Origin of the sequence: Leptospira inadai serovar Lyme str. 10 (assembly GCF_000243675.2) — a bacterium.
Classification (GTDB): Bacteria; Spirochaetota; Leptospiria; order Leptospirales; family Leptospiraceae; genus Leptospira_B; species Leptospira_B inadai.
In genome coordinates this window covers 437809-457512 of sequence record NZ_AHMM02000006.1, presented here as the reverse complement: position 1 = coordinate 457512, position 19704 = coordinate 437809, and the positions used below count along the sequence as shown (strand labels likewise).

Sequence of the window (19704 nt, the reverse complement as noted above, 5' to 3'; positions counted from 1 at the left end):
TCAATCTCTCTCAAGATCAATCGCGGGTCACGCTACTCTATTCGTTTTCAAAGAACTTCTACTTCCCTCAAGATCTCTCCACTACTGGAAAACTCTCTCAGGTGCGTTATCCACAATAATTACGTCTCCACACCCGTCAATACCTTTTTGTATTTTTTAACCGAATTCCCCCATCCTTTTCCGTTTAGTCCCAATAGTAATTATCCCGCCAAATTAAACTCCCGATAAAACCTCCTTTTCCATGAGCGCACCCTTCGGAGCTTCTCGAACCCCGGAGCGTCCGAAAGAATTAGAATAATATAAAATAATAATGTATCACCGGCCTCTTCTCATGGCCTTGCCTACAGGCCTAAAGCGAAGCAATATTTAATACCTGACACCTATTTACGAGAGCCCTTCAGGGGACTGAGGACAGACGTGTTCGCTTTTTCAGAAGACAGAGGTCAGAGGACGGAAGACAGTAGCTGCTAGATGTTGGAAAGGCAGCGGGGTTAGACGAAAAATCCACTGATAACTGAGGAATCTTCCTGTAGAACATAGAAACCTGGCTCATCAATGTTCTGTCTTCAGTCCTCCGTCTTCCGTCCTCTGCACGGAAACTATAGATACTTAGTGTAGCCGATCGAGAAATAATAGATTGCTCTAACGATGGCCTGGCTTTGGTAGGAATCGATGATCGCCTTCTGGACGATCGGATCAGGAACGTTATTAACGACGGCTTGCTTAAAGGCGTTATTGTAAATTCCATACTGCTTTGAAGGATCCACAGTGAGCCCGTCCTCATTTTGATACCGGCCCCTGATATTGTCGAAGTAGTAACTATTATCGTAAATCTCCATATCGGGCCGGTAGGCGACGTTTGCGGATAGGAAGAATGATCCGATCGAATATTTGGCCGTTGTGGTTATATCCGAAAATCCGGATCGATTATCGGCGGGATTATTTCTGATGATATATCCGATCGATGTCGAAAGGGAAAGCTTCATCGATTCGCGAAGCTTAAATTCATGACTTATTTCGAAGGGAATATACCCCCAACCTTTGTTAATTCCTGTCGTCGCCGAAAGATTATCGGGATCGGTCGTCTTGTAAAAGGAAAGTTTCGGATTTAAAAATTTAGCGGCCGGAATTTCCCAATTAACGAAGAATTGAGTCCAGGAAAATCGATCTTTTGCAAGAAACGTATTGTAGGAAAAAAAGCCCACATTCACGTTTCCGAATTTCGATCTGCTTAGTTCGTAAGTGACCTCTATTTCTCCCCCGTTGTCCCATTTTAATCCGTTATCTTCCTTATAAGGGTGAACATATCTAGGATCAAAAGGAAGCTGCCCTTGCATTAGCGCAGGTTGATAATAGCCTAACAGCTCAGGTCCTCCGGGACCGTTTTGTAAAAATCGTTGATCCGAATCGCGATTTCCGAGATGACTCATAAACAAGTTAAACCAAAATTCCACAGTGAGACGGTCCGTTACGGGAATTTCGATCGAAGGCTGAAACGTATAAGCCGGGAGGAACGATTTGTAGGCGATATTATCCCTTTGGCTGATCGTTTCACTCCCGAAGGAATTCCCTCTAAATATAAAGTCCGTCGCGAACTCGACATTGACTTCGATTTTATCCTCTTCTTCGTCGTCTTCTTCCTTTTCCGGTGTTTTCGCAAGGAGAGGAGGATGATTTTCTTCTTCTTCATCCTTATCGTTATCGTCTTCCGCATCTTGTACGCCAAGCTTCGTCTGCTTCTTTACGTCTTTTCCATTCGAACTAGCGTTCTCATTTCCATCTTGAACCTTTTTAACGAGGCCCGGTTTTTCCTGTTTCGATTTTTTTTGATTTTTGGGGCCGAAAGGAGAGGAGGAATTTTGTGCGGTCAGCACATATAAGGCGGAAGTTCCACAAAAAAAAAGAAATACGAATGCAACGCTTGCCCTTGACTTATATGAACAGAGTTGCATTCGATACCTTATTTAAGTATGTATGTAGTCCATTATCCCTATCACTAGTTCCAGAAGGATGAGAACTACGATCATATATTCGGCGAGCATTTCCCAAAATAAAAACTTCTTTTCGGAAACTCTTTCCATAAGAAGCTCTAACGCTTCCTGAATGGATTCCCAAGAGCTCATCAAGGATTCCAACTGCTCTAAAGTCGGTCCTTGCTTACCTGCTCCAAATTCTCGTAACTCTTTCCAGTTTGTGTTGAATGGGTCCGCGAGTAAAGAACAAGTTGATTCTAATCGAACTCGTAACATTAGACTACGGTCATGTTTTTCCCGAACTTCATCCGCAGTTAGTAATTGTAACGTGGTCACTTTAGAGTATTTCGAATAGCTTCGAACCACCCATTCTTTGGATTGCTCCAAGAAAGAACCCGCAGTTTCAAAAAAAGCGATCAGCGCCGCCCTTGCTGCAAAGAGAGAAGGCGCTTCCTTTTGTCGTGAATTTCCTTTTTCTTTATCCAATCGAATCGAACGAGACGTCTCGGCTATCGAATATCCGTATCCGTTCTTTTTAAGCCAATCCTCGATAAAAAGAGGATCGCCTTCCTCGCCCGAGCCACTCCCTTCGATGACGATGCAATCAAAAGGAAAGCCTAGAGTCCATGCCCGTTTTGTTGGAGATGAAATGGAACCGATTCCGGCAGGTAGCCCAGATTCGGTTTTGCTTTGAGATAAGAAATACACCCTAAAGAGCATTTGGCTCTGGGTCACTTTTTACCCCCTCTTCTAAATTCTTTGTCTCTCGGAAAGAATTTTAACGGCTGCCCGTCTTCCAAGATCGAGCCGTCCAAGGTCAGATATTTGCGGAGATCCTTTGGTAAGGAAAAAATTCCCTTATACGTAATTTCGTCGAACGCAAAGAGTTTGGAGGATAAATTTCTTTTTTCCAATTTCTCCGCGAGAACTTCGGTGGAAAGAATCGGACTTCCCGAATTAGAAGCGATGATAAATCCCCAAGTCGAAGTGAACGAGGGAACAAAAATGCTATAACTTTCCACCGATGCGAAAGATTTGCGAATCGTTCTCCTCAGCGTCGCGTGCTGTTCCCAAACTGACGGAGATAGTTCCAGCGCTTGGAGAGCCAGATACCCGTCCTTATTTAATTTCCGGGCGCAGAGGGCGTAAAATTCCTGAGTGTACAAACGGATCGCCGGCCCATCCAAAAGAATGTCCGTAATGTCCGTGATGATGACATCGAAGGTTTCGTTCGTATCTTCCAGATACTTTCGCCCGTCCATATGCAGTAATTTTGTACGGGAATCGGAAAACGCCTCCGAATTCCAATCCGGCAATTTATCTTTGCAAAAATCCACGAATTGCCCGTCGATATCCACCATCACGGCCAATTCTACACTCGGGTGCTTCAGAACTTCTCGCAGGGTCGCGCCTTCTCCGCCTCCCAGAATCAAAACTTTCTTAGGTTCAGGATGGGCTAGCATCGCCGGCTGAACCAAGCATTCGTGAAACAAATGCTCGTCAGCCTCGGCAGATTGCACAGCGCCATCTAGCACCATCGTTCTTCCAAAAGCTGTAAGATTGTGCAACTCGACTTGCTGGAATTCTGTCCGGAAGCTAGTTGAGTTCTTCTCTTTTAAGAACTGGTGCATCTCGCGATAGTCTACCTGCTCGGTAAACCACGACTTTGTAGTCGGATCCATTTTACTTTCCTTTAGCGTCTGTGTCTTAGGCAGATCGCTCCTCATAACGATTGATTACCCTAGTAGGTTTCCATAAATTTTGCAGGTAAGCACCGAAAGGGATAACATCGATCGTTTTACCGCAAGTAAATATGTCCAAAAAGCAGGAATTAAACTCGGGATACGTGTGAATGCTTGCATGCGACTCCGAAAGCAAGAATAGAATCGTGACTCCGTGCGGATCAAATCGATGTTCTACCTTATTCAGGATCGTAGCTCCGATCGAAACGATCGCTTCTTCCATATCCTTCGCAATTTGCTCGGCGTCGTCTAAATCGATTTGGCATCCGACAAAATCGGTCATCAAATGCCTTCCGTAAAATTCGTACCCGAGCTCCTTTTGTAATTCCATTGTACCGTTTTCAACTGGCTTTACCAGATCTTTCGTGTGAATAATTGACATAAAAATAATATTTCCTCTTTTTCTAACAAGGAGGCGAAGCGGCCTAAAGCGACCCCCACCCTTCCATCCGTAGAACCCGGGTCATAGTTTTTCCCAAATTCTAAAATGATCTCTAACATTAGAATATTGTAGGAGGCGGCAGAGAGAGGAAAAAATAGAGTAGTAGAGGGAAGACCGTTAGTCCTCCCGAGATATCCATAAAAAAGCTGTCGGAATTGGGCTCGATTAATTGAAAACCGAGTAGAGGAAGAGGCTCATCACCCGATTCTTCCTTGGTCTGGGACTCAAAATAGGACCCGGTATACAAGCCTTCTCGTTCGTGAATATTATACCTGGGGTTTTTGAGGATCAAAAACTCCCGGCTAATACCGGACCAATCGCCGTTCCAGATATCGATGGTATCGATTACGGCGTCCATCGCGAGGGAGTAGAGAAGGACGCTCAAAATCGCGCCTTGGAAAATTTTGAATCTTTTCCCGATTCTCTCCCTAGTATTTACGACGGCAAATTGCATGTGCTTCTTAGACGATTGATAGGAAGAATTCCTAAGTCAATTCTTTAACGAGTAAATTCTCACTTTTTGCGCATAAATTATGCCATTTGTATCACTTATGGGCAAGAAAATTGGTAATTTTAGGTTGCAAAAAAGGGGGAAAATCGCCGAAAAATCGAACCGAGTTTTTAAACTGAGCACTTGCATCCTGCTTGCGAAACCTCCCGTTCTACAAATCCTAGAATCTAATGAGTTCTTATTTTTCTCCGGGAGAATTTGATAAATCCCCGAGTTCAAACTCCCTTCCCCACGCAAAAAAACAATCGAGAGCCTTGGTCGTAGCAGGAGGAGGTATGAAAGGATCCTTCGCAGGAGGAGCTTTATACGCCCTAAATCAATATGTGCCTTCTACATTCTTTGATTTAATCGTAGGAGTTTCGTCCGGATCCTGCGCCGCGGCATATTATACGACCGGCTACGAGGTCAACCAAGAAGAAAGTCTTCGAATTCTGGACATTTGGAGGAAAGAATTAGTAGGGAATAAGCTTATCAACCTGCTAAACCCGTTTAAAGGAAAAACGATTCTAGACCAGGAGTATCTGATCGATTATTTATTCGGTGCCAAGTATCGTCTCCCTTCGGAATATCTGGAAAAAAAAGAAACGGCTCCTTTCTATGTCGTCGTAACTAATTTAGCCAAAATCAGGGCCGAATACGTCCGTGCAACGGCGTCGAACGTATTCCATTTATTGAAAGCAGCCACCTCTTTACCCATCGCCACTCGGGGAAAATGGAAATTGGAGGAGGAATACTTTGGGGACGGAGGGATTTCCGATCCGATTCCGTTGGAAAAAGTAATCGAGGCCGGCTACAAGGATATCACCGTCGTATTGAACTCTCCGAAGGAAGATCTTTCGGACCCGATTCCGAATATCCAGGGATGGTTGTCCTATCCATCGGATAAAAAACTCTATCATATGATTACGAAAGTTCATCACACGATGTACAATCGCGCGGTAAAAATCATGCAATCGCCGCCTAAAGGAATCAAGATTCGAGTCATATCTCCCAAGATTTCCGAGTTAAGTATGGTAAGTACGAGTGCGAGATTATTAAATCGGTCCGTTACCCGAGGTATGGAGGCCGGTCATCGTGCCGTTACGAATCTGCTCGCCGAACTTTCGTCCTTGCGAAATAAATCCAAAATTTTCCGGAAACTTTGGATACCGACCGTCAAACCGGATCCATAACCGGTCGTTAAGCGACCTTGGACATTCCGATCTCCTTCCAATAGCTACGGTCCCGAATCGTTCGAATCGCATCGTAATAAATTCTGCGAACGCTATGTTCGCTAAAACTTAAATAGGCGCTAATTCGACGAAAACTCTTTTCTTCATTGATACGGTCCATTTTACGGAGCCAATCGCGCTTTCTTTGTCTCCATTTATTTACTGCAGCCCGATCGGCGGTGTGAATTCGCCCGAAGAATACCAATAATTGGTCCGAAATCGCTTTCCTTCTCAGTCTATGAGTTCTGACTTCCTCTTCGTCCTCGGTAAGATAAGTCCTAAATCTCATGTCGATCAATTTCAGCCTGGACCGCAATAACCGGATATCCCGCAGGTCCAATCGAATCTGATGCTTCATTTTCACGATCAGGCAGGCCAACGGAGAGAGTTCGGACAAAGTTTTCCGGACCAAAACGCTTACGCTTTCTTCCTCTAAAACGATCTTTCTCTCGAAGCTAGCGCTTTCATCATACCCGCGTTCTTCCGATAGGAGGATCAATTTTTCCCTCCTTCCTTTTGAAATTTCCTTTTTCCTTTGATTTAAAATTAAGTTCTTAATAAAAACCGTTAGATACGCCGGAAAGTTACTGTAATTTCTTGTTCGGAAAATCTCCAAACATCGATCCGCATTTTGGATCAGATGTAAAGTCACTTCCGAACTTGCATCCTCGTCCAATTGAAATCGGCCTATGCAGATTTCTCGAACCCATACCCAGGCTTCCCTCAGAAACGCTTCCTTTCTGCCGGTTTTAAAATACTCTTGAACTGATACGTTTAATTTTTGATCTCGATTCAGCATGAGTTCATTCGATAGAACCGAAGATTTTTATCCAGCAATTCCGGTACGAAGGGCATACACGTTATCCGCTCATTCCTCAGATATGGCGTAATTTTCGATTTTTTTCTTGGAGAAAACGGACTCTGAAGAAGTAAATCCGATCCGGAATCGGTTGATTTAGGAAAAAATCTTATGCGGGAAGAATTCCCGGATCAAAATCTTCCGAAGGAATCGGAGTGCAACCGGGCAATTTCGTCCAATCAGGATGATCTCCTATATGACGATATGTATGTTTCCAAAGAATCCGATCTTTTAAAACCAAAAAGGCGCCGGGCATTTGCAGCAGGTGAGGGCCCTGGACTCCGTAAAAATTTCCTTTCGTAACCGCGCGCAACGCACTCACCCAAACTTCGGGTCCGGCTAGCTCCAGAAATCCGCCATCTTGAAGATCGGCCAATCGAAAAAGGATCGTTTTCGGATCTCCGATCGCGCTCGCTTCGGGCCAAAATCTCTGAAAAAATTCCTCCCCATCCCGAACCGTGTCGGGATATATGAATAGCACGGGTGGAAAAGCGGGAATCGATTCCGCCATTAATCTCAGATCCGCGACGGTTTCCCTACAAAAAATACAGCCTAGATGTCGTAGAAAGATTAATAAGCTGGGTTTTGCCGGAAGAATTTCTCCCAGCGCGCTCCCGATCAACCGCCTACCTTCTACAGGATGAGATAAAAACTCTTTCGGCAGGAATTTCATTTTGCACGCCCAAAATCGGTTCTTTCCGCTCCGCCGGAAATCGATTGCCCTTCTAGATTTCTATACAAATTTTCCGCTCGAAATGGAATCACAAATATTAGACTCTCTCTTGACCCGGTTTTCTCTCGCCGCTCCGGAAGTTCGTCCTCGGAATCGACAATCTCCACTCCTGATTCATCATGGTCGGCAACCCTCCCAAAATCGATTCCGCAGAGGCGGATCATCGGATGAATGGCCGCGCTCGGTTTAAGAATCGTTCTATGATTCGCGGTTAGTTGGTCGACAAATCGTATGAATGAATCGATAGCCATCTGCGATTTTAACGTTTCCGGAAGAGAATCAATCATGTTATCCGGAGGCCTTTTCTGAAACGCCAAACGCGCAAGCGAGATCCACCATAAGATCGAACCGGGAGAAAAAAGTTCCCTGTCTGAAACGAAAAAAAAATCTTTTGCCTGCGCGGTGCTGTACTAGGAATGATTGAACTAGATACCATCGTTTTGGTCGACTCCATTATCAAAGCAGTCGGTCTATCCTGCGATTTTTATAGAATGGAAATCGAAGTAATACTTTCATTCGTGATCCTGTCGGTCTTATCGGGATCGGTCGACGATTTTATAAACAATCATCCTACTATGAAAATTTTCGTAGTATCATTTCCGATAATTATAGCAGTCATGTTAGTCGCCGACGGACTTCCGTTTCTTTTCCCAAGGGCAATCTCTATTTCGCAAGATCCCTCTCGCTTTCGGTGGAATTCATAAATATGCGGGCTCGAAAGGTAGATCCTTTCCTGTCAGTACGGAATCCGTAATTCTAGCCTTTCTGTTCCATATAAACCAACTAGCTCTGTAAAGAGGAGCGAGCCAAGGGCGGGTGAAGAGCCTTCCCTTAACCGCTAATTCCGCGACCTGCATCCTCCATTTTTGATAGGATCGTACGGCTTCGGCTATCGCTTCTTCCGATAAAGTATCCAACGTTACGACGCTCTTCCCTTTTTTTAAGAGAATGCTCTGGCTTTTTTTCAAAAGCGATTCCTGCACGTCTTTTAATTCCGCACTAAAAACCGAAATAGCGTCCGAGTAATTTCTGAGGCAAAGCCTGTACAGGGTTTCGTGACTCCACCAAAGCGAGGTATCCGGACTAGCCCCAGGCTGAACGATCGTACCTTCGGATGCGGCGGTTCCGGGAAGGGAGAAAGGGAGAAAAATGGAAATCGCCGGAATGGAAGCGCCGGTCGCCCAAAACTGAGAACGCTTTGCGTCCGTGTCGATTTCCGCGACAAACGATCCGTTCGTTTGATTTGGAGCCGTAAACCCCGTCGCGTGCAGGCACACCGAACCCATTCCCGAGCCTGCTGGGGAAAATCCGGAATCCCTGGGGGGAAAACCGCCGGGTCCTCCTCCTACCTTCGATTTTGGTCCACCCTGACCCTCCAATCGCAGAATTTCCATCGCTTTGCGAACGTTCATTTTTTCGCCGGCGGAATTCCCTACCCGCATCGTCACGTCTCTTCGTACTTTACATTTACTGAATGTAGTGTAAAAGGAATCGGAAAAGGATTCCCTAAAAGAAAACGTCGCACCTTTTGCAAGCCAACCTTGACTGCGCGCATAATCGATGGCGTCAGGATGCAGATCATCGTAATCGGATTCCAACGTTAATCCGTTGGAAATGGAATAGAACCCTCTTATTTTTTTCCAGGCCCAAAAACGACCCGCCGTTTCCAGAACGTACGCATCTTTGGCATCGGCGACTATAAAACTATTATGATAAAAGAATTTCTTATTTAAGTATCCTCCGCCTGCGTCTTGGCCGAACTTTTCGACAAGATCGACGATTAATTCGAGGGCTTCTATGGAATTCCGGGATCGCTCAAGCGCGACCCGAATCATATCCATTCCGGTAAGACCGTTATTTTTTCCTTCTATGCGGATTTTCGTAAAAACGGCTTCGTTGCCGATGACGACTCCTTTCGAATTCGCACCCATTTCGGCGCCCCACATATGAAACGGTTTGGAAACCAGGATTTCATGGGTCTCTTTAACTTGGGGAATATCACGATATGTGACTCTGGTCGTAGGTGAAGAATGCTTTCCCGAGGGATAGCGAACCAGGCATTGCGCCTCGTTCGGTTCCCTGTCCGAATTCTTTCCAAAAATCATTTTCCCTGAAGCCGTACTATCCGGAGTGGCAACGAATGTATCACACATAGGCCGGAATCTTACTCGGTATCGGGGTTAGGGCAAGCGGTTTTTAATTCTAAGTCCCCGATGATGATCGTTCTAAACCACTTCGATCAGAAGCATGGTCATATCGTCCAGCATGGCGGACCGATGAAGGGAAGCGATATTCTCGCCTAACACGTCCAATAATTGCTTCCCTCGTAATGAGGAATTCTGTTCGACCAAGGAGACGAACGCGTCGTATCCGAAAAATTCCCGTTCTTCTCCGAAGAATTCGAATAAACCGTCCGAAAAAAGGAGAATACGATCCCCCGACTTTAAGATTTTACGATAATCTTGATTTCGAAGTTGAGGTAAGGCGAGCAGAACCGTTCCCCGACCTTCCAGTTGGGAGACGTTTCCGTCATCTTCGATCAACACTGCAGGATGATGCCCCGCATACGCGTAAACTAACTCTTTCGTTTTCGGATCCAATCTCAGATACACTGCAGTGATAAAGAAACCGCCGATCATGGTCATTAGAGATTCGTGAATTAAGGATAGGGCCCGTGCCGGCGAATCCGTTCGGGGAGCGGTCATCTTGAAGGCCATGACCGCCATAGCCGAAACCATCGCCGCGGAAATTCCGTGCCCTGCCGCGTCCGCAAAGAAGAAATTCAATTTTCCGTCCGAACCCGCTTCCAATTTTATCAAGTCACCGCCCACGCTCACCAAAGGCCGAAAATACGAATGAATTCTAAAGGCGCCCGTTTCGGGAAATTCCAGATCCACCAAACTCTTCTGAGTCGATTGTGCGAGCTGGAGTTCCTCCTCTATATTCGCTTGGAATTTCTCCAATTGCGCATCGGCTTGCACCAGTGTATCGAACGTCTTGAGGCGAAATCCCAATATAAGAACGGCCAATATGGAAGAAGAGACGATTCCGAAATAATACATTCCGACTTCGATCCGGGGATTCACGCAGTTGATCCCCACAAAAATGGCGACGGAAAGAAAAACCAATAGATACGGTATGAGTAACTTTCTGTTATTAAACGAAACCCCGGCGCTTAGGCTCACTAAAATCATTCCGAATAGATAACCTAAATAGAGACCGTTCGAATATAAAAGGTAGTAGGAATGGATACTCATCAATCCGAAATGAAAGAGCAAAATATATTCGCTGATATTTCGAAACGTACGCATCCAGTAGCTGCAAAAAAAGGAAAGTCCGATCAGTGAAACATGAAGGATTCTAATCCAGCGAGGGTCCTGCAATCCGTTCTGCGACGGATCGCCGAACAGCAATCCGAACCCCGCAAAAAAAGCGAATAAAGAAAGTGCGAAACGAAATCTAGAAAGAGATTCTTGATATAGAAATCCCTTTAAACCGCTTAACGCGAGTTCATCCTCCCGCTTGTTGAAAAAAATGCTCCTTGTAGACATCTGGAATCGCTGTAGGCCTTCCGGTTAAGAAGTTAAACCATAGAAAATCCGCATGCCCCGTCAAGACGCATTCCCCTTCGGCATTCCACATAGTACAGAGCATGGAAAAGGATCGATTCCCTGCGGATTCCACTTTTATAGTGATTTCAATCGTTTCGGGAAAACGAACCTGCTTGCGATAATCCATCTCGATATGAGTAATCACCGGCCCTCCCTCGTTCGGTTTCTGAGGAGATTCCCAGAGCTTCCTTTCTTCGAAAAAAGAGGCCCGCGCAGTCTCGAAATACTTCGCATAAACCACGTTATTTACATGTCCGAAGGCATCCATATCCCCCCAGGCCACTTTTTGAAATAAGCTATACGGATATTTTTCGGGTTTAGGCATATAAGACCAGAAAACTTAGATTCCACTTTAGGGAAAAGTGAATAATTCCCGAATTAGAAGAGTTACATCGGTTTGAAATCAAAATCATTCCATCGTGTCGGAAGGGAATGATTGCGAACGTATTTTAGTATTATTTAAATCTTTGATACGCGTTCACTATAAGAAAAATAAAAAAGGGGCCTGCCTGTAAGCCGGATTCTGTATCGGAAGGCCTCTCTCGAAGCTTTCCGACGATGATCATTTATCTTGGTTCGAAAGTTACCGATCGAACTCTTTGCTCCCTACCCACGACCTTGCGGAATCCGCAACTGACGGTCGCCTATTCGGGATTGCACCGGGGAGGGTTTACCTTGCCCATTCTTTCACAAGAATGGCGGTGGGCTCTTACCCCGCCGTTTCACCCTTACCTCGAACGAATTCGAGGCGGTTTATTTTCTGCTGCACTTTCCATACCCTTCCCTTCTTTTGAAAGAGAAGAATTCCGGGGATTACCCGGTCCCGCGATTCCATGGTGTCCGGACTTTCCTCACACTCTACCCTGGGAAGGCAAATAGCCATTCCATAGAGTTAGAGAAGCGCGATCATCCGGCAGGGCCCCTTAAAATCGATTCTCCAGGACGCCCTTGAGACAGCGAACCGTTTCCCGCTCGGTTTCGGCGAATTCCCCGATTTTTAACGCTTTCTTAACTGGCCACCCTGAATCCCTAACGGCCCTGCCAATTGCGCAATTTAACGGACGTGCTACGCTTTCCTTCAGTTATGAAACCTACTCAATTCTCTTACGAAAGCGAAATCGATAGCCGAGCGACCGAGATTACCGGGATTCTTAGGAGAAACTTATTTTTTTCCCAATCCTTCAAAATTAATGGCACAGGAATTGCATTAATAGTAGCGAACCCTCGGAAAAGGAGATAAAAAGATGAACAAAATTATTAAAATTGCCCTGGTTTTAAGCATCTCCACTGCTCTTTATGCAGATCCCGAGACCTCAACAGTCGAGGCTTCGCTCAAAAACTATACTCCTGAGTCAGATATTCAGCTTGCAAACAAGCTAACTGCCCTGGGGAGCCTGAGACAGAAGACTCGAGACTATGAATCCGCAATCGCATTTTACAACCAATCTTTAGCTGTTCGGACAAAAATCGGGGACACCGAAAGCCAAGGATTTGCCCTAGTTCTCTATCTGAAGTCGATCTCAGAATTTCGCTTAGGCCGTTCTTGCCAAGCCTTGGAGAATATTAAAGAAGTAATCCAAATCTACCAGAAAATGGGAGACCTAGATTCCGCCCTCCAAGCAGAAGAAGAGGGCCTTAAAAAATACCAGGAGGCGTGTAGCCTGGCTTTTAAACAGCCAAGCCTAACGTTGAACAAGGAACTAGCTGCTTCCAAAGATTAAATCATCCCATCTCTAGTTCTAACTTCCCTGGTCCGCCCCTTCCGGGGCGGGCGCTTTTTTTGATTTGACGACGGGCTTTTGTCCCGTACTTTTACTCCGAGTTTTCCGGGTGAGGCAAATCCTCCCCGTTTTCCCGTCCAGATAAACCCACTCCCAAACGAATCCCGACTTGGCGGATCTTTGCATGCGTTTGGAAGTTTGCAAGACCACGGAGGAATACTAGTATGAAAATCGTTTTTACTTGGAAGAATTTAGATCGTTCGGCAGCGGCAGAGGACTATGCAAGCAAGAAGCTGGAGCGAATCGGAAAGTATGTCCAGAAAGTCGTCTCCTTAGAAATATCGTTCGAACAAATCCACGGCGTTATAAATGCCAATTTGAACCTGGCTGCGGACGGAAATAAATTCAATGCCCATAAAGAAGACAAGGATATATACGCTTGCATCGACGGACTGGAAGATAAAATCGTAAAACAGGCAAGCAAGCACCACGACAAAAAAGCCGCTCATTGATGGATTCCGACAGGAAATACGAAGAAGCAATCAGACATTTATCAGAGGGGGAATTCGATCACGCCAGAAAGGCGTTTGATCTTCTCCTAGAATCGGATCCGGAAAATCCCGATTTCGCGGCAGGATTTTACGTATCATCGTACTGGGATCACCGAATCGATCGTATCCATCATTCTCGGGAAGGCCGGGACCGTGCCGGCCTTCTATTAGAATTCCTGAAAGAATTCGAACTCATATACGCAAAAAAAGCTCTCCCAAAATCCCTGGCCTACCTTTCCGCCAAAGATTCCGTTCTAAAAGAATCGACGGACCAGTTGAGAATCGCGCTGCGCAAAGAAGGAATCCAATCTTTACCCGCATCCACCATCTCGGAATTAGCCTATCGTTTATTATTAGCGGGAGAAACGGAACTCGCTTCGGAGGTTTTACGCGACTCCTCCGGACTGGAACGATTTTCCCCCGAGCTACTTTTCTTTCGCGCCGAATGTACTTACTTATCCGGAAACGAATCTTTGGGCTTACTTTTGTATAGGGAAGCTTTTTTAAAAGATCCCAGCGCGGTCCGATTGGATTGCGTAAAAGCCGAGCCTATCCGGAGAGCCATCGAAACCTTGAACGACGATTTTTCGGATAAAAACGACCTAAAGGAAGCTATACCCGTTTTCTGTCTGGAAACCGGAATTTTTAGGGAAATCCGCAAGCTGGGAGAAAAGGAGATCGAACAATATCGTTCTGAATTGAATCGACTCAAGGATTCCCTCGCACTTCGAAAGGGAAGCTACGAACTAAAAATTAAATGTAGAATGATCCAGCTATGCTGCGCCCTGCTGGACTCTCGCGCCTCGGTTTACTATGCCGAGACCGCTCAGGAAGCGAAACGAATTCTGGACTCTCTGGATCCTAATTTTTACCAGAAGCGCCTTGGAAGAACCAGGTAAAGTCTCCGAATCTACAATAAAAAAGCCCGAGTTTCCTCAGGCCTTTCGTGGTTCGCACCTTCTTCAAAGAGAAACTTGCATCTATTATTTTGCGGCGGTGAATTCCATAATCGCCCGAATTTCTTCCGCAGTCCGGGAATCGCCTTTTTCGATAAAATACAGATGCAGGGACTCTAGAATCTTACGACTCTCCGGATTTTTAGCGACTTCTAATAAGCGTTCAGAATTCTCATTTTGGCCTATTTTTGCCGAGGAAGGTAAATCTATAAATTCTCGATCGTTACCCAAGGAGAGGGTTCCCGATCTTTCTGCGGAAAGAGTATTGGAAGGGGAAGAGAATCGGCCCACTGCAACGGCAAGGACCAATACGGCTAAACTGGCAGTTAAAGAGTACTGGAACGAACGATTCCAAATCAGATTGCGGGTGATTTTATCCCAAAGGCTCTCTTCGTCGACTTTTACGTCCTTGAGCATATTCTGGAGACGAACCTCAAAATGATCCGGCAACCGAATTTGGTTCAATTCCTTATCCCTGAGTTCGGAGATCGCCCTTACCAGGGAATTTTCTAAGCGAATCAGTTCCTCATCTTCGTTTCCAAAAATACCGGACAATATGCGCGCGGAACGCGTCCTTACGCGTATACCTTGAACTTCTTTTTCCATACCCTTCTACCTGAAATAACCCTCACCCTTTCCATCTTGCTGGATCAGGTGTTTAAGGAATTCTTTTGCCTTAAATAGACGACTCTTAACCGTTCCGATATTACAGCCGAGGACCTCCGCAATTTGCGAATAGGACATTTCCTCGAAATACCGGAGCTCGATTACTTCTTTGTATATATCTTCGAGCTCGTTTATCTTTTTAATTAGATAGTTAGACTCATCCGAAAGTTCTATTTTTTTTTCGAAGCCCAATCGGTTGTCGGTAACTTGAAACTCGGAATCGTCCATCGAGTTTTCTCGAGCTCTTTTTCTTTTTGCGAGCAGGTCCTTGGACTTATTTACGACGATACGATACAGCCAAGTGTAAACGCCGGATTCGGCCCGAAAATTCTTTATGGAACGATATCCTGAAATTAAGGCATCTTGAACTATGTCCTCCGCATCGTCCCCGTCTTTGACCATCGAAACCGCCTTTCGGTATAGACGTTCTCGATACGGTCCGGTCAGCTCGATGTAGGCCTTGTCGTCGCCTTCCCGAATGAGTTTTAGGAGTTGGATTTCTTTTTCTCGGACGGTGAGCTTGCGATGGGGCGTTTCCTTTTCGACCATGAGAATCCTTTCCCGACATCGAAACCTTTTCCCTCAGGTCTTGCAATAAAAATAACCTGGAAAGGAACAGAGGTAAATCGAAGCGAAAGGCAAGAATGGAACGGGATTTTTTAGCCTTCCAAGGAGAGGTTGATTAAGATTAGAGATTCGGTAAGTTCCATAGGAAATCGGAATCGAATTCCGTATAAGAATTTCTCCCTCGTCCCGATCCGTTTGCTGATACACCAAACTACGTCGCCTAAAAACTCGAGTCGCTTCCCGGTCTTCCTTTCGATCACTGAGCCTTCGATGGCGACGGTTGTCGGCAAATCTTCACCGGGCATAAGAATGCATATTCCGGATTCGGAAATATTTCCCAGCTTGCCCTCTAGGGTGATCAACCCGGATTCCACATGAACAATGTATTCATTAAAATCTTTCGGATAAAATCGCGGACTTCTCGGCTTTTGACCCGGGTCATTCATGAATTAGGAAATCAAAATACGACCAAAGCAAGCATCTGTCCAGCGTTTTACTCGCTTAAAACTGGAAGTAGATAAAGGGCACTTCCGCGTCCGGGCTGAGCAAGGCAAAGAGCACGGCCCCGAAAGGATAGAGCGAAAATTCAAGCCATACCGGAATTTGAACTTTTTTCCCTTTTTCGAATATTAGCCAACCTAGATAATGTCCGACAATCACGCATAAGATGGCGGGTATTCCGAACTTGAACATATACGGCCGAAGTTCGCCGGTCCGATAGGAATACATTCCCGATATCATAATAAACGCCTTGCTCAGAGTTTCCGAACGGAAGATGACCCCGAATGTTACGGCGACGAGGCTCGTATAAACGATTCGGATCGGAACCAAGGCGTTATCCCAAGTAGGATGAAGCGATAAATTCGGAAATAGGCGGGATTTCAAATCCTTTAATAACGACTCGATCAGTAAGAAACCGCCTTGGATGGAACCCCAAAGGACAAAAGTCCAGTTGGCCCCGTGCCAAAATCCGGCAACAAACATCGTAAACCAAATATTAAATCGATGACGAAAAGCCCCCGTCCTGCTTCCGCCTAGAGAAATGTATACGTAATCTCGGAGCCAGCTGGATAAGGTGATATGCCATCTCCTCCAATGTTCGGTCACACTCCGAGAGAGGTAGGGCATTCGAAAGTTTTCCGGCAATTCATATCCGAGCAATAGAGCACAGCTGTAAGCCATATCCGTATAGCCGCTGAAATCGCAATAAACCTGAACCCAAAAGAGGAAGGCCGCTAGCCAAAGCGCTTCCGTGGAATACGACTCCGGATTCTTAAAGATTAGATCACCGATCGGAGACACATTGTCCGAAAGAATTACCTTTTTAAAATATCCCAAAAAGAAATAGCGTATGGCCTTTCTAAACGGAATAGACTCTAACTTTTTTTCCGTCTCCAGCTGAGGCAGGAAGGTTTTAGCCGTAACGATCGGTCCGGCCACCAACTGAGGGAAAAAGGATACGAATAAGGCAAATCTTAAAAAGCTTTTTTCGGACGGGATTGTGCCTCGATAAACATCGATCGTATAACTCAGGGATTGGAATGTATAAAACGAAACACCGACAGGCAGAACGATTTTTAGAATCGGGAAGATACCGGGAAGGCCGAGAACTGATAGCAGGTCATTCAAACTTCCGCATAAAAAATTGTAGTATTTAAAGAAGCCTAGAATGAACACCAAGTTCAACACTAAACTCAGAGTGATCATCGATTTGCGGAAGGCGGGGTCCTTCGATTCATGAATCTTATCCGCGAGGACGAAATCGATCACGGTGGAAAGCAGGATCAGTCCGCCGAATCTCCAATCCCAGCTCATATAGAAGGCATAGCTTGTGATTAAAAGAAATACATGGACGAAGAATTTTCGAATATGGTGATTCGGAAATAGGAGCGGGAGAACATACCAGTGAACTAGGAATACGAAGGAAAAAAAGAGGAAAAATTCGAGCGTGGGAAAAAGCAAAATCCGTGCTCCCTTTGAGTCAAAAACCCGATCTCAAATCGAGCTTCCTACTGGCCGGTAAGACCAACCGTAGATCCAGAAATACCGAAGCCGTAAGACGGTCAAGGGATTCTCGCACCTCCTCGAGTACCGATTCGAATGCAGGAAAAAACAAAACGGAATAAATTTCGACGTAGATCCTATATACGATTGGAATTATCTTGCAAGATTTTTACTTTCAAAGAGAACTCTGCTAATAAATCCCAAGAAACGGAGTCCAATTCGATATGGTAAAAAAAATCTTAAAAAAAACCCTCCTGCTACTCGTAGTTGCGATGGTCTCGCTTGGTTCCCTTGCAAATTGTTTCGGCAGGTTCGCGGTAACTCATAAATTCTTCAGCGCGCATGACGGAATCAATATAGGGAGCGGATTCTTTAATAAGTTCGTAAAAACCTTACTATTGTATTTTCCCTTCGCAATTTTGTACGGTATAGGAATTTTCGTAGACGTTGTATTGTTTAATCTAATCGAATTCTGGAGCGGCAGCAATCCGGTCGGCTTAAACGAATTCGATAAAGAAGGTAAATTTGCAAAAACATTCCTGCAGGACGGGACACAAATTACTCTCACATTTACGAGATTCGGCTCTCGATTGGATCTCAGTGTGGAAAAGGACGGTAAGTTCGAAACTTTGACGGCGTTACGAAATCAACCGGGCAAATTCTTTAAGTCGGAAGGAAATAAACTAGTAGAAGTGGAGGTAACTTCCGAAACGGTTGGATCTCAGGTAATCCTGAAACTAGTGGAGCAAGGAAAGTTAAAATCCTCTAAAGTAATCGAAGCCAAGACCTTGGCCGATTTACAGTCCCAGGTCGTCGAAGCGCTTTAATTCCGACTTCGCTTAAAAAAAGGATTCTCGTTCGAGAATCCTTTTTCGTTCGAATTTTTTCGGCAAATTTCAGCGAACTTACTTACCGATAAAGCGGGATTCCATCTTTAGGACCGCAAATCGCCCCAGTCCTTTCTTTGCAAACCATCCCTTGTTCGCCTCCAACGCATACAGTACTTTCTCGGAGGAATGGTATAGAGTCTTCGTTTGATTCGGCTCCATCTCGTACGTATCCACCATTCTTTTATCCTTATTAAAGTAAGCGATACTTAACGGAATCAAGGTATTCTTCATCCAAAAGGTCAGATAATCTTCGGAAGGAAAAATGAATAGCATTCCTTCATTTTCGGGCAACTTCTTTCTGAACATCAGACCTCTTTGTCTCGAAGGCTCCGTATTCGCGATCTCGACCACCAAGGGGTGTTCGTTTACGTAAATAACGGCCTTTTCCAGATAAATGGGAGATTGGTATTCTCCCCGACCCGCGGCGGGAAAAAGAAGTAGAAAGAAAATAACTGCGAATACGCTCGGCTTCATCTTACGTCCAAGTCTTAAAAGTTAGGTTGTCGTTTCTCCAAAAACGCGCCCATTCCTTCCTTAGATTCTTTTCCTGCAAACAGGCCCCCGAAGGCTTTGCATTCCGCTTCCATGCCTTTGGATTGAGGGCCGTCCAATCCTTCCCGAACGATTTTTTTGGCCGTCTTGACCGCAAGAGGACCTTTTTTCAAAAGAGACTGAGCGATTTGCTTTGCAACCGACATCAGGTCCTCGCCGTCCTTTACAAATTTATTAAGTAATCCGATCCTATACGCTTCTTCGGCCGAAATCATATCCCCGGTAAGGACGAGTTCGATGGCTCTACCATAACCGATCAATCGCGCAAGTCTTTGCGTTCCTCCGAATCCGGGAATCAAACCCAGGGAAACTTCGGGAAGACCCAACTTGGCTTTCTCCGCTCCTACACGGATATCGCAGGCCAGAGCCAATTCCAATCCGCCACCCAACGCAAAACCGTTCACTGCGGCGACGGAAACGATTTCGCTGTTCTGAATCGCGTCGAATGCTTCCTGTCCGATTCTTGAAAAACTTTCCGCTTCTTTTGCCTCAAGTTCCCGCATTTTTGCGATGTCCGCTCCCGCTACGAAGGCTTTCCCTTGGCCGGTAATAATTGCAACCCTAGTAGCTCCGTCCTTTTCCAGAGACTGAAACGACTCTTTAATCTGAATTAGCAATTCTTCATTCAAGGCGTTTAACGCAGAAGGTCGATTTATTTCTAAAACCGCAATCCCGCCTTCTTTCGTTATATTGATCAAAATTTCGCTCATAGTAT

23 protein-coding genes and 1 other RNA gene are annotated in these 19704 nt (G+C 45.3%); 6 read left to right on the top strand and 18 right to left on the bottom strand.

All coding sequences use genetic code 11. The features are described from left to right. Nucleotides 1-599: 599 nt before the first annotated feature. The 5 genes from LEP1GSC047_RS02775 to LEP1GSC047_RS02755 all read right to left on the bottom strand — a co-directional run bounded on the left by LEP1GSC047_RS02775 (nucleotide 600) and on the right by LEP1GSC047_RS02755 (nucleotide 4611). Nucleotides 600-1952: a hypothetical protein gene (locus tag LEP1GSC047_RS02775; RefSeq protein ID WP_020988094.1), complete on the bottom strand. Its 1353-nt coding sequence runs from the start codon at nucleotides 1950-1952 to the stop codon at nucleotides 600-602. Between the two features lie 12 nt (nucleotides 1953-1964). After that, nucleotides 1965-2708: a hypothetical protein gene (locus LEP1GSC047_RS02770; RefSeq protein ID WP_238325509.1), complete on the bottom strand. Its 744-nt coding sequence runs from the start codon at nucleotides 2706-2708 to the stop codon at nucleotides 1965-1967. Further along, entirely contained in the window at nucleotides 2705-3655 is a 951-nt protein-coding gene (locus LEP1GSC047_RS02765) for a fused MFS/spermidine synthase (protein WP_010411813.1), read from the bottom strand. The genes LEP1GSC047_RS02770 and LEP1GSC047_RS02765 overlap by 4 nt, the downstream gene beginning before the upstream one ends. Nucleotides 3656-3680: 25 nt before the next feature. Further along, nucleotides 3681-4097, bottom strand: a complete 417-nt coding sequence (speD, locus tag LEP1GSC047_RS02760) for an adenosylmethionine decarboxylase (RefSeq protein WP_010411814.1) — start codon at nucleotides 4095-4097, stop codon at nucleotides 3681-3683. A gap of 118 nt (nucleotides 4098-4215) precedes the next feature. Then, entirely contained in the window at nucleotides 4216-4611 is a 396-nt protein-coding gene (locus LEP1GSC047_RS02755; protein WP_010411816.1) for a hypothetical protein, read from the bottom strand. A 227-nt stretch (nucleotides 4612-4838) separates the two neighbouring features. On the opposite strand from LEP1GSC047_RS02755, the gene LEP1GSC047_RS02750 reads away from it, so the two are divergent. Beyond that, the gene (locus tag LEP1GSC047_RS02750) at nucleotides 4839-5840 is read left to right on the top strand and encodes a patatin-like phospholipase family protein (protein WP_010411819.1); all 1002 of its coding nucleotides are present in this window, start codon (nucleotides 4839-4841) and stop codon (nucleotides 5838-5840) included. 7 nt (nucleotides 5841-5847) lie between these two features. On the opposite strand, the gene LEP1GSC047_RS02745 is transcribed toward LEP1GSC047_RS02750, so the two are convergent. The 3 genes from LEP1GSC047_RS02745 to LEP1GSC047_RS22015 all read right to left on the bottom strand — a co-directional run bounded on the left by LEP1GSC047_RS02745 (nucleotide 5848) and on the right by LEP1GSC047_RS22015 (nucleotide 7758). Next, the gene (locus LEP1GSC047_RS02745; protein WP_010411822.1) at nucleotides 5848-6678 is read right to left on the bottom strand and encodes a hypothetical protein; all 831 of its coding nucleotides are present in this window, start codon (nucleotides 6676-6678) and stop codon (nucleotides 5848-5850) included. 169 nt (nucleotides 6679-6847) lie between these two features. Next, entirely contained in the window at nucleotides 6848-7411 is a 564-nt protein-coding gene (locus LEP1GSC047_RS02740; RefSeq protein ID WP_010411825.1) for a SelL-related redox protein, read from the bottom strand. Then, on the bottom strand, nucleotides 7408-7758 hold the full coding sequence (locus tag LEP1GSC047_RS22015; RefSeq protein WP_010411828.1) for a hypothetical protein: 351 nt from the start codon (nucleotides 7756-7758) through the stop codon (nucleotides 7408-7410). Before LEP1GSC047_RS22015 ends, LEP1GSC047_RS02740 begins: the two co-directional genes overlap by 4 nt. Before the next feature lie 129 nt (nucleotides 7759-7887). Here LEP1GSC047_RS22015 and LEP1GSC047_RS22010 point away from each other — a divergent pair, with 129 nt between their 5' ends. Then, nucleotides 7888-8175, top strand: coding sequence for a TerC family protein (locus LEP1GSC047_RS22010; protein ID WP_010411830.1), 288 nt, complete (start codon nucleotides 7888-7890; stop codon nucleotides 8173-8175). Here the strand turns inward: LEP1GSC047_RS22010 and LEP1GSC047_RS02730 are convergent. The 4 genes from LEP1GSC047_RS02730 to rnpB form a co-directional block, all read right to left on the bottom strand. Further along, nucleotides 8170-9624 carry a carcinine hydrolase/isopenicillin-N N-acyltransferase family protein gene (locus LEP1GSC047_RS02730; protein ID WP_020988072.1) on the bottom strand — a complete coding sequence of 485 codons (1455 nt, stop codon included), beginning with the start codon at nucleotides 9622-9624 and terminating at the stop codon, nucleotides 8170-8172. The two genes, LEP1GSC047_RS22010 and LEP1GSC047_RS02730, sit on opposite strands and share 6 nt — an antisense overlap. 72 nt (nucleotides 9625-9696) lie before the next feature. After that, entirely contained in the window at nucleotides 9697-11022 is a 1326-nt protein-coding gene (locus LEP1GSC047_RS02725; RefSeq protein ID WP_010411835.1) for a PP2C family protein-serine/threonine phosphatase, read from the bottom strand. Next, nucleotides 10982-11407: an acyl-CoA thioesterase gene (locus tag LEP1GSC047_RS02720; RefSeq protein ID WP_010411838.1), complete on the bottom strand. Its 426-nt coding sequence runs from the start codon at nucleotides 11405-11407 to the stop codon at nucleotides 10982-10984. The genes LEP1GSC047_RS02725 and LEP1GSC047_RS02720 overlap by 41 nt, the downstream gene beginning before the upstream one ends. Nucleotides 11408-11578: 171 nt before the next feature. Next, nucleotides 11579-12004, bottom strand: an RNA gene (gene rnpB, locus LEP1GSC047_RS20765) — RNase P RNA component class A. A 322-nt stretch (nucleotides 12005-12326) separates the two neighbouring features. Here rnpB and LEP1GSC047_RS02710 point away from each other — a divergent pair. The 3 genes from LEP1GSC047_RS02710 to LEP1GSC047_RS02700 all read left to right on the top strand — a co-directional run bounded on the left by LEP1GSC047_RS02710 (nucleotide 12327) and on the right by LEP1GSC047_RS02700 (nucleotide 14253). After that, nucleotides 12327-12803, top strand: coding sequence for a tetratricopeptide repeat protein (locus tag LEP1GSC047_RS02710; protein ID WP_010411843.1), 477 nt, complete (start codon nucleotides 12327-12329; stop codon nucleotides 12801-12803). A gap of 224 nt (nucleotides 12804-13027) precedes the next feature. Continuing rightward, on the top strand, nucleotides 13028-13315 hold the full coding sequence (gene hpf / locus LEP1GSC047_RS02705; protein ID WP_010411846.1) for a ribosome hibernation-promoting factor, HPF/YfiA family: 288 nt from the start codon (nucleotides 13028-13030) through the stop codon (nucleotides 13313-13315). Beyond that, nucleotides 13315-14253 (top strand): hypothetical protein, encoded by a 939-nt coding sequence (locus LEP1GSC047_RS02700; protein ID WP_010411849.1) that lies wholly within the window; start codon nucleotides 13315-13317, stop codon nucleotides 14251-14253. Before hpf ends, LEP1GSC047_RS02700 begins: the two co-directional genes overlap by 1 nt. A gap of 84 nt (nucleotides 14254-14337) precedes the next feature. Here the strand turns inward: LEP1GSC047_RS02700 and LEP1GSC047_RS02695 are convergent, their stop codons facing one another. The 4 genes from LEP1GSC047_RS02695 to LEP1GSC047_RS02680 all read right to left on the bottom strand — a co-directional run bounded on the left by LEP1GSC047_RS02695 (nucleotide 14338) and on the right by LEP1GSC047_RS02680 (nucleotide 17505). Next, nucleotides 14338-14916, bottom strand: coding sequence for an LIMLP_12425 family protein (locus tag LEP1GSC047_RS02695; RefSeq protein WP_010411852.1), 579 nt, complete (start codon nucleotides 14914-14916; stop codon nucleotides 14338-14340). A 6-nt stretch (nucleotides 14917-14922) separates the two neighbouring features. Further along, the gene (locus LEP1GSC047_RS02690; protein WP_020988065.1) at nucleotides 14923-15525 is read right to left on the bottom strand and encodes an RNA polymerase sigma factor; all 603 of its coding nucleotides are present in this window, start codon (nucleotides 15523-15525) and stop codon (nucleotides 14923-14925) included. A gap of 110 nt (nucleotides 15526-15635) precedes the next feature. Then, nucleotides 15636-15989 (bottom strand): PilZ domain-containing protein, encoded by a 354-nt coding sequence (locus tag LEP1GSC047_RS02685; protein WP_010411855.1) that lies wholly within the window; start codon nucleotides 15987-15989, stop codon nucleotides 15636-15638. A 55-nt stretch (nucleotides 15990-16044) separates the two neighbouring features. After that, a complete protein-coding gene (locus LEP1GSC047_RS02680) occupies nucleotides 16045-17505 on the bottom strand; it encodes an MBOAT family O-acyltransferase (RefSeq protein ID WP_010411857.1) in 1461 nt (486 codons plus the stop codon). A 266-nt stretch (nucleotides 17506-17771) separates the two neighbouring features. Here LEP1GSC047_RS02680 and LEP1GSC047_RS02675 point away from each other — a divergent pair, with 266 nt between their 5' ends. After that, complete coding sequence (locus LEP1GSC047_RS02675) at nucleotides 17772-18374, top strand: DUF3332 family protein (RefSeq protein WP_010411859.1); 603 nt, start codon at nucleotides 17772-17774, stop codon at nucleotides 18372-18374. Between the two features lie 78 nt (nucleotides 18375-18452). On the opposite strand, the gene LEP1GSC047_RS02670 is transcribed toward LEP1GSC047_RS02675, so the two are convergent. Further along, a complete protein-coding gene (locus tag LEP1GSC047_RS02670) occupies nucleotides 18453-18911 on the bottom strand; it encodes a DUF192 domain-containing protein (RefSeq protein WP_010411863.1) in 459 nt (152 codons plus the stop codon). A 14-nt stretch (nucleotides 18912-18925) separates the two neighbouring features. Then, the gene (locus LEP1GSC047_RS02665; RefSeq protein ID WP_010411867.1) at nucleotides 18926-19699 is read right to left on the bottom strand and encodes an enoyl-CoA hydratase/isomerase family protein; all 774 of its coding nucleotides are present in this window, start codon (nucleotides 19697-19699) and stop codon (nucleotides 18926-18928) included. Between the last annotated feature and the right edge of the window lie 5 nt (nucleotides 19700-19704).

What these genes read in the sequence shown, in the direction of transcription:
- LEP1GSC047_RS02690 (WP_020988065.1), bottom strand. Translation starts at nt 15,525, where the DNA reads ATGGTCGAAAAGGAAACGCCCCATCGCAAGCTCACCGTCCGAGAAAAA.
- LEP1GSC047_RS02745 (WP_010411822.1), bottom strand. Translation starts at nt 6,678, where the DNA reads ATGCTGAATCGAGATCAAAAATTAAACGTATCAGTTCAAGAGTATTTT.
- LEP1GSC047_RS02740 (WP_010411825.1), bottom strand. Translation starts at nt 7,411, where the DNA reads ATGAAATTCCTGCCGAAAGAGTTTTTATCTCATCCTGTAGAAGGTAGG.
- LEP1GSC047_RS02725 (WP_010411835.1), bottom strand. Translation starts at nt 11,022, where the DNA reads ATGTCTACAAGGAGCATTTTTTTCAACAAGCGGGAGGATGAACTCGCG.
- speD (WP_010411814.1), bottom strand. Translation starts at nt 4,097, where the DNA reads ATGTCAATTATTCACACGAAAGATCTGGTAAAGCCAGTTGAAAACGGT.
- LEP1GSC047_RS02750 (WP_010411819.1), top strand. Translation starts at nt 4,839, where the DNA reads ATGAGTTCTTATTTTTCTCCGGGAGAATTTGATAAATCCCCGAGTTCA.
- LEP1GSC047_RS02730 (WP_020988072.1), bottom strand. Translation starts at nt 9,624, where the DNA reads ATGTGTGATACATTCGTTGCCACTCCGGATAGTACGGCTTCAGGGAAA.
- LEP1GSC047_RS22015 (WP_010411828.1), bottom strand. Translation starts at nt 7,758, where the DNA reads ATGATTGATTCTCTTCCGGAAACGTTAAAATCGCAGATGGCTATCGAT.
- LEP1GSC047_RS02755 (WP_010411816.1), bottom strand. Translation starts at nt 4,611, where the DNA reads ATGCAATTTGCCGTCGTAAATACTAGGGAGAGAATCGGGAAAAGATTC.
- LEP1GSC047_RS02700 (WP_010411849.1), top strand. Translation starts at nt 13,315, where the DNA reads ATGGATTCCGACAGGAAATACGAAGAAGCAATCAGACATTTATCAGAG.
- LEP1GSC047_RS02695 (WP_010411852.1), bottom strand. Translation starts at nt 14,916, where the DNA reads ATGGAAAAAGAAGTTCAAGGTATACGCGTAAGGACGCGTTCCGCGCGC.
- LEP1GSC047_RS02720 (WP_010411838.1), bottom strand. Translation starts at nt 11,407, where the DNA reads ATGCCTAAACCCGAAAAATATCCGTATAGCTTATTTCAAAAAGTGGCC.
- LEP1GSC047_RS02665 (WP_010411867.1), bottom strand. Translation starts at nt 19,699, where the DNA reads ATGAGCGAAATTTTGATCAATATAACGAAAGAAGGCGGGATTGCGGTT.
- LEP1GSC047_RS02675 (WP_010411859.1), top strand. Translation starts at nt 17,772, where the DNA reads ATGGTAAAAAAAATCTTAAAAAAAACCCTCCTGCTACTCGTAGTTGCG.
- LEP1GSC047_RS02685 (WP_010411855.1), bottom strand. Translation starts at nt 15,989, where the DNA reads ATGAATGACCCGGGTCAAAAGCCGAGAAGTCCGCGATTTTATCCGAAA.
- LEP1GSC047_RS02670 (WP_010411863.1), bottom strand. Translation starts at nt 18,911, where the DNA reads ATGAAGCCGAGCGTATTCGCAGTTATTTTCTTTCTACTTCTTTTTCCC.
- LEP1GSC047_RS02765 (WP_010411813.1), bottom strand. Translation starts at nt 3,655, where the DNA reads ATGGATCCGACTACAAAGTCGTGGTTTACCGAGCAGGTAGACTATCGC.
- LEP1GSC047_RS02775 (WP_020988094.1), bottom strand. Translation starts at nt 1,952, where the DNA reads ATGCAACTCTGTTCATATAAGTCAAGGGCAAGCGTTGCATTCGTATTT.
- LEP1GSC047_RS02710 (WP_010411843.1), top strand. Translation starts at nt 12,327, where the DNA reads ATGAACAAAATTATTAAAATTGCCCTGGTTTTAAGCATCTCCACTGCT.
- LEP1GSC047_RS22010 (WP_010411830.1), top strand. Translation starts at nt 7,888, where the DNA reads ATGATTGAACTAGATACCATCGTTTTGGTCGACTCCATTATCAAAGCA.
- hpf (WP_010411846.1), top strand. Translation starts at nt 13,028, where the DNA reads ATGAAAATCGTTTTTACTTGGAAGAATTTAGATCGTTCGGCAGCGGCA.